Here is a 7,530-nt window from a genome sequence, read left to right as displayed (position 1 = left end):
AAAAAATGAATGTGCGGTGATTTATTTTTGAAATTCTTGAAATTATATCAAAAATTTAGAGTTTTGACGGAGAGACTTAGTAATTTGGATTGCACAATAAAAAAGGCCCACATATAGTGAGCCTTTTAGATTACCGTCATTTACCAAGTATTTACAGCTTCAACTCGATTTTTGCTTTAGCTGAAAGTTCAGTAATATATTTTTCAATTGTATCGCGAGATAATTTTCCTTTAATGCCATTTAGAGCTTGTTCTTTTGGAGGAATTTTTACATCACGAGAATCAAGAGCTTTAATAATATGCCAGCCAAACTGTGTCTTTACCGGATCAGATATTTCATCTTGTTTCATAGAAAAAGCTTTGTTTTCGAACTCAGGAACGAGCTGCCCTTTCATTACATATCCAAGTTCACCGCCATTTGCTTTTGAACCTTCATCCTTAGAAAATTCTTTTACAAGATCTTCAAACTTACTACCCTTGTTGAGTTTCTTCTTAATTTCCTTAGCTTTTTCTTCTGTATCAACAAGGATATGAGCTACCTTTATTTCCTTCTGACCTTTTAGCTCTTTTGCCAGTTTATTATACTCCTCATCTATCAACTTATCTGTAACAGCAGTTTTAAGTTGGCGTTCGATTAATTCTTGCTGTAGCAGTTGACTCTCTGCAGCTTTTATTTTTTTCTTGAAATCTTCAGAACTACGAATACCTAGTTTCTCAGCTTCTTTTTCAAAAAGCTTTTGATTAATAAAACCTTTGACCAGCATTTCTTGAACATTTTTATCGAGTTCGGAGAATTTTTTATCCTTATTTTCTGGTTGCATATCAAGCATAGGCTTGAATTGTTCCATTACTTGTTCAGAGGTAACTTCGCCCTCAGAATAAGTTGCAACAATATTTTTATTTTCTGCATCTTTATTTTCTGCGCAGGCAGAACTGCTTATTAAAGTTACTGATAACAGTGCGATTGCTACTTTTTTCATACTTAAATACGTCCATATTGAATTGTTCTATAATCGTTGGTTTTAGAAGCTCATTTCAATAAAGTCAAATGCATTTTACAATTTGTTTGAAAAATTAGTAAAATGCAATATCTTATATGTGATTAATTATTAGGACTTATTAGCACATGTTTTCATTTCTTACCAAAATTTTTGGCACCGCAAACGATAGAATTATCAAAAAATTTCACAAAGAAGTACAGAAAATCAACCAACTTGAAGAGGCTCTGCAAAATTTAACCGATGAAGAACTACGCGATAAGACAAAACAGTTCAAACAAAAACTAAGTGATGGTCAAACTTTAGATGATATAACTTATGAAGCATTCGCAGTTGTAAGAGAAGCTGCAAAACGCTCTATAGGTCAACGCCATTATGAGGTACAACTAATTGGCGGATTAATCTTGCATAGAGGTATGATTACCGAAATGCGTACTGGCGAGGGAAAAACACTTGTTTCAACGTTAGCCTTATACCTAAACGCTCTTAGTGGCAAAGGTGCACACCTTGTTACTGTTAATGATTATTTAGCAAAAAGAGATTCTGAGTGGATGGGTCAAGTATTCAGATTTTTGGGGATGAGTGTTGGTTGCGTAATTGGTCAAATGAGCGACACAGATCGTAAAGAGGCATATAATTGCGACATAACTTATGCGACAAATAATGAAATGGGTTTTGATTACTTACGTGATAACATGAAATTTACACAAGAATCAAGGGTACAGCGTCCATTTAGTTTTGCCGTTATTGATGAAGTAGATTCTATCTTGATAGATGAGGCAAGAACTCCCTTAATTATTTCTGGACCAGTTGATACTAGTACAGATTTACATGGTAAAATCAATAAGCTTATTCTGAACTTGGATAAAGGGGATTATGAAATCGATGAAAAAGCCAAATCAGTAACTCTTACTGAAGATGGTATAAACAAAATGGAGCTCATGTTAGCAGAATATAGTTTAATAGCTCAGCATTCAAGTTTATACGATTTTGATAATCTAAATTTAGTTCACTATATCAATCAGTCCCTCAGAGCACATTTTATCTTTGCTAAAGATGTTGATTACCTGATTCAAGATAAAAAAGTACTAATTATTGATGAGTTTACCGGTCGTGTGATGGATGGAAGAAGGTATTCCGATGGCCTGCATCAAGCTCTTGAGGCAAAAGAAAATGTTCCTATTCAGAATGAGAATCAAACATTAGCTTCTGTAACATTTCAAAACTATTTCAGAATGTATCCAAAACTGTCCGGTATGACTGGGACTGCTATGACAGAAGCTGGCGAATTAAAAGATATCTATAATCTTGATGTTGTCTCCGTTCCAACTCATAACAAAATCACCAGAATTGACTATGATGATGTTATGTATGGTACCAAGGCTGAAAAATATGCAGCGTTGATTGATTTAATTAAAGATTGCTACGAGCGTGGACAACCAGTCCTTGTGGGCACGATTAGTATTGAAAAATCTGAAGAAATTTCAAAAGAGTTAACTAGAAGCAAAATCCAGCATAATGTTCTTAATGCAAAAATGCACGAACGTGAAGCATATGTTATTGCCCAGGCAGGCCGGTTTAAAGCAGTTACAATAGCTACTAATATGGCTGGTAGAGGAACGGATATAATGCTTGGTGGAAATCCTGAAATGATAACTGAGGATTTGAGTAAATCATTAAACGAAATTCAGAAAAACCTAGAAATCGAGCGAATAAAGCAAGAAGTTAGAGCTGAAAAGGAAAAAGTCTTAGCAACTGGTGGATTGTATGTAATCGGAACAGAGAGGCACGAGAGCAGAAGAATTGATAATCAGTTACGAGGTCGATCAGGTCGTCAAGGTGATCCTGGACAAACAAAGTTTTTCCTGTCACTTGAAGATGATCTGATGAGAATCTTTGCTTCTGATAGAATCTCTGGGGTGCTTAGAACACTTGGTCTTAAAAACGGTGAAGCAATTTATCACCCTATGATCAGTAGGTCTTTAGAAAAAGCTCAACAAAAGGTCGAGGCTCATAATTATGAAATTCGTAAGAATCTACTTAAATTTGACGATGTGATGAATGATCAACGTAAGATCGTGTATGAACAACGAAATGAAATCATAGCCTCTGATGATGTGAGCGCTTTTGTAACAAATATGAGTGATCATTTATGTTCTAATATAGTACAGAAGTATATTACCCCAAACTCCTTGAGGGAAGATTGGCAAATTGATGAGTTAAGTGCTGAAATTCATAGAACACTAGCGATTGAATTTCCTATAGAAGAACTCTCTGCTATTGAAGGTGCTGAAGAAGAAATAAGTGCTATATTGTGCGCTAAAGTAAAAGATCTGTATGAGAAGAAACTATCTGATTACGGACAAGATTTAATGAATTCAGCTTCTAAATATCTATTATTAACAACTCTTGATCAAGTTTGGAAAGAACATTTACATAACCTTGATTACTTACGCCAAGGTATTTCTCTTAGGGCTTATGGACAGAAAGACCCACTCAATGAATATAAGAGGGAGGCCTTTGGTTTGTTCGAAGGAATGCTTGATTATTTAAGAGAATTATTTATTCAAAGAATTTGTTATCTGCATATCGATACTGAACATGTCAATAGACAAGCTATGGCTCTTGCAAACAAAGAACTACAAAAAATGCAAACTAGTCGTTCTGATCCTGCGTTTGAGAAATATAATTCTGGTAGCTCAATTGATGCAAAGGTACAGCCATTTAAATCATATATAGATCCGAACGATCGTGATCCTAAAGATTCTGAAACATGGGGAAAAATTAGTAGGAATGATCTTTGTCCGTGTGAATCAGGCAAAAAATATAAACATTGTCACGGGATGGAGGCCTGATTTATCCTATGAAAAAGCCAATAATCGGAATAGTTCTAGATCTTGCAAAAGATAGTGAAAAATATTCTTACTCTCATCGTCCTTGGTATGCTTTGAGAAAAGACTATTCAGACTGCGTAAATAGCCATGGCGGAATAGCCATTATGCTTACATATAGTGATAATATTGACGAGTTACTAGATCTTGTCGATGGCTTAATAATACCTGGAGGAGATGAGGATATAAACCCTAAGTTTTATGGCCAAGAAGTAAAATCAGATAAAGTGAAAACGAATGATGCTAGGGCAGAATTTGAATTAAAATTAACAAAACGTGCTATTGAAAGAAATATTCCTCTATTAGGAATATGTAATGGATTGCAGGTAATCAATGTAGTGCTTGGTGGTACTCTCATTCAGCATATACCAGATTATTATGAAAGTCATATTAATCACGAACAACCTCACCCAAAACACGAACCTTCACACTCTATTATTATTGAAGGTGGTACGTTACTTTCAGAATTAACCCATGCAAAAAAGGTGATGGTCAATACTACCCATCATCAAGCAATTGATATAGTTGGCAAAGAATTAGTTGTTTCAGCAAGAGCAGACGATGGTATTATTGAAGCGATTGAGTTCAGGAATCATAAGTATCTTATTGGTGTGCAGTGGCACTGTGAATATCTGAATTCAGAATTAGACTCTAATTTGTTTAAAAGACTAGTTGAAGTGTCATCAAAGGTTGTATAATATTTAGCTTATTTAACTTAAAGGACCAATGTAAATGTACCCTATAGTAAGATTAAGACGCAATCGGCGCACTCAGTGGCTCAGGGATCTGACTTCTGAAACCAAATTAGCAGCTGAAAATTTAATTTTGCCAATCTTTGTCATTGAAGGAGAAAACCAGAGGCATGAGATCAAAACAATGCCAGGGGTGTTTCGTCAATCGATTGATCAAGTTGTGTTAACTGCTAAAGAGGCTGAAAAAAGAGGATTAAAGGCAATTGCTTTATTTCCAGTAATTGACTCTGAATTAAAGTCTGAATTTGCTGATGAAGCATATAGCTTGGACAATCTTATCTGCAGAACTGTTCGCACTCTAAAGAACTCTGGATTAAATATCGGAATAATTTGTGATGTGGCACTTGATCCTTATACTATTCATGGCCATGATGGTATTTTGGTTGATGGTGATGTGGATAATGATGAGACAATTGAAGCTCTCTCAAATCAAGCATTAGTTTTAGCAAAAGCTGGTGTAGACATTGTTGCACCATCGGACATGATGGACGGTAGGATTATGGCTATTCGGGATAATCTTGATAATGAAGGGTTTATTCATGTCAATATACTTGCATACGCAGCCAAGTACAACTCTAGTTTCTATGGCCCTTTTAGAGACGCTGTGGGAAGTAATCAAGGAAAATATTTGTGCAAAGCATCTTATCAAATGGATCCTCGTAACATTAGAGAAGCTTTAAAAGAGATAGAGCATGATATTGAAGAAGGCGCAGATATGATCATGATTAAGCCTGGCATGCCTTATTTAGATGTAATTAGGGAAGCTTCGCAGAGTTTTAATACTCATATTTTGGCTTATCAAGTATCTGGGGAGTATGCAATGCTTAAATTTGCTGCAGCTAATGGTGCTTTGAATTGGGAAAGATCTATACTTGAATCATTGACCTGCATAAAACGTGCTGGTGCCTCGGCCATATTTACATACGCAGCATTAGAAGTTGCAGAATTATTAGAGAAATAAAAATGAATGACAACCAAAATTCTTCAAGGAAAGTAACTAGGATAATTATTATTTTGAGTGCCGTAATTGGTATCTTGTCTCTCTATATCTTACTTGCTATTGAACTACCGGATAAACCACTAGCTGGCCAAGGTGGAGCCCTTAAGGATGATGTACAAATAGGAGGCGATTTTATTCTTACCGATCAAAATGGTAATGAATTCAACAGTGAAATGATGAAAGGTAGGTTGAGTCTGGTCTATTTTGGCTTTACCTATTGCCCAGACATATGCCCAACCTCCTTACAGAAACTCAACAATGTTCTTTCCACCCTTGAAAAGTATCAAATCGATATTTTACCAATATTTATCACAGTCGATCCTACAAGGGACACTCCAGCTCTTATGAAAGAGTATCTGGGACATTTCCATCCGAAATTTATTGGGCTTACAGCTGATGAAAAAACAATAAAAAAAGTAGCCGAACTTTATAAAGTATTTTATGCAAAAGCTGAGAACAAAAATCAAGAGGAAGGTAAGTATATGATTGATCATTCTTCTTTTGTCTATTTAATGGATAAGAATGGCAAGTATATGAAACATTTCTATATGAGCTCCACGCCAGAAGAAATTATTGAATATATAAGGATCAATGGTAAGTAGATCTTGATTTTCGTATTTGTAGAGAACCTATCCAGCACTCAAAATGGAACAATAATAGAAATTTAGAAAGCCTAAGAAAATAAGTTATAAAATGTTAATTTTTATGTATAGGTAACTTATGAAATTACGAAAAAACCCTGGAATAATAGCAGAATTAAATCAGTTAGCAGAAAATCCAGAATTAGATCCTTTTACTAGTCCAGAAATAATGGCAAGTAGCTTTTATCAGATAATGCAAACTACAGTAAAACTTGATTCTAGTTATTTGGCTAATAATCTAACCCCAGCTGCATTTGTATTATTAGCAAAAATTGCTTCTACTTCTCATACTCTGCATACTTGGGATATGGGAGGCAATGGCTTATATAATCTTGATTTTCATTCCCTTATGGCTTTAGCAGATGCTATTACTACCTCACCTACTTTGCATATTTTAAATATCAGACGCAACTTTTTAGGTGAACATATTGTGGCTTTTATTAAGTCTCTGCTTAAATCTAATATACAAATTATTGATATAAGATGGAATTGTATACAAGAAGACATGAAGAAAGAAGCTATTATATCTCTTATTAAGGATCGTAACCAAGAAGTGTTAGAATGGAAAGAAGCATTTGAGTTTTTGGGTACAGTGGTTGGTCCTTTAAATACTCAAGGTGAGTGCCAGCATAATAAGTGAAGTAGCATTCTCAACGTATGATGGTTATTTTACGCAAGGTGTAGAGACCACAGCATTTTATACTGATACCAGTTGTGTGATAAATTAAGAAGATTGAATTTAATAAATCTGCACTTAATTGAACCGAGTCCTTAGGCCTATACCCAATATATTTCTATATTGAGTCCCTCCGTCAAAACTCTCCCCGCCTGAATTAACAAGGGGTTTCATGTCATAAACAGCTTACAAAATCCATAAGAAAATGGTATAATTACCGCATAAAGCTTACGGATTTTAAAATTATGCCTATAGAAAATATTACTTTTCTCCAAAAACAAGAAAGGTTATTTGAAGAGAAATTATCTACAAAACTAAATCCTAAAAACAAGTTATATAAACTAAGGGATTTAGTAAATTGGTCTGAACTTGAAGCCAGAGCATTGCCTAACATTGAAATCAAGCAATTTGGTAGAAATAAGAAAGATCATAGAGTAATGCTAGCACTATCAATGCTTCAAGCTATGTACAACGGTTCTGATTCGTTTACGGAGGAAGAGCTAAAGGAAAATATTTATTGGCAATATTTTTGTGGTTATGAATATTTGCAGCAAGATCTTGATGTGTCTGAAG

Annotated in this window: 7 protein-coding genes; 6 read left to right on the top strand and 1 reads right to left on the bottom strand. The window is 34.8% G+C overall.

What is annotated here, in order from left to right:
* Positions 1–151 precede the first annotated feature (151 nt).
* Entirely contained in the window at positions 152–979 is an 828-nt protein-coding gene (locus tag Megvenef_RS06340) for a foldase protein PrsA (protein WP_322777136.1), read from the bottom strand.
* Between the two features lie 146 nt (positions 980–1,125).
* On the opposite strand from Megvenef_RS06340, the gene secA reads away from it, so the two are divergent.
* The 6 genes from secA to Megvenef_RS06310 form a co-directional block, all read left to right on the top strand.
* Positions 1,126–3,852 (top strand): preprotein translocase subunit SecA, encoded by a 2,727-nt coding sequence (secA, locus tag Megvenef_RS06335; RefSeq protein WP_322777135.1) that lies wholly within the window; start codon positions 1,126–1,128, stop codon positions 3,850–3,852.
* Positions 3,853–3,860: 8 nt separating this feature from the next.
* Entirely contained in the window at positions 3,861–4,586 is a 726-nt protein-coding gene (locus Megvenef_RS06330; RefSeq protein ID WP_322777134.1) for a gamma-glutamyl-gamma-aminobutyrate hydrolase family protein, read from the top strand.
* 34 nt (positions 4,587–4,620) lie between these two features.
* Complete coding sequence (gene hemB, locus Megvenef_RS06325) at positions 4,621–5,601, top strand: porphobilinogen synthase (RefSeq protein ID WP_322777133.1); 981 nt, start codon at positions 4,621–4,623, stop codon at positions 5,599–5,601.
* A gap of 2 nt (positions 5,602–5,603) precedes the next feature.
* The gene (locus tag Megvenef_RS06320; protein WP_322777132.1) at positions 5,604–6,242 is read left to right on the top strand and encodes an SCO family protein; all 639 of its coding nucleotides are present in this window, start codon (positions 5,604–5,606) and stop codon (positions 6,240–6,242) included.
* A gap of 118 nt (positions 6,243–6,360) precedes the next feature.
* The gene (locus Megvenef_RS06315) at positions 6,361–6,921 is read left to right on the top strand and encodes a leucine-rich repeat domain-containing protein (RefSeq protein WP_322777131.1); all 561 of its coding nucleotides are present in this window, start codon (positions 6,361–6,363) and stop codon (positions 6,919–6,921) included.
* A 281-nt stretch (positions 6,922–7,202) separates the two neighbouring features.
* The coding region (locus tag Megvenef_RS06310; RefSeq protein ID WP_322776028.1) for a transposase at positions 7,203–7,530 on the top strand (328 nt) is incomplete at its 3' end.

Source organism: Candidatus Megaera venefica (assembly GCF_034554655.1).
Lineage (GTDB): Bacteria > Pseudomonadota > Alphaproteobacteria > Rickettsiales > Rickettsiaceae > Megaera_A > Megaera_A venefica.
This window is presented reverse-complemented; position numbering and strand designations above follow the sequence as displayed.

What these genes read in the sequence shown, in the direction of transcription:
- hemB (WP_322777133.1), top strand. Translation starts at nt 4,621, where the DNA reads ATGTACCCTATAGTAAGATTAAGACGCAATCGGCGCACTCAGTGGCTC.
- secA (WP_322777135.1), top strand. Translation starts at nt 1,126, where the DNA reads ATGTTTTCATTTCTTACCAAAATTTTTGGCACCGCAAACGATAGAATT.
- Megvenef_RS06330 (WP_322777134.1), top strand. Translation starts at nt 3,861, where the DNA reads ATGAAAAAGCCAATAATCGGAATAGTTCTAGATCTTGCAAAAGATAGT.
- Megvenef_RS06315 (WP_322777131.1), top strand. Translation starts at nt 6,361, where the DNA reads ATGAAATTACGAAAAAACCCTGGAATAATAGCAGAATTAAATCAGTTA.
- Megvenef_RS06340 (WP_322777136.1), bottom strand. Translation starts at nt 979, where the DNA reads ATGAAAAAAGTAGCAATCGCACTGTTATCAGTAACTTTAATAAGCAGT.
- Megvenef_RS06320 (WP_322777132.1), top strand. Translation starts at nt 5,604, where the DNA reads ATGAATGACAACCAAAATTCTTCAAGGAAAGTAACTAGGATAATTATT.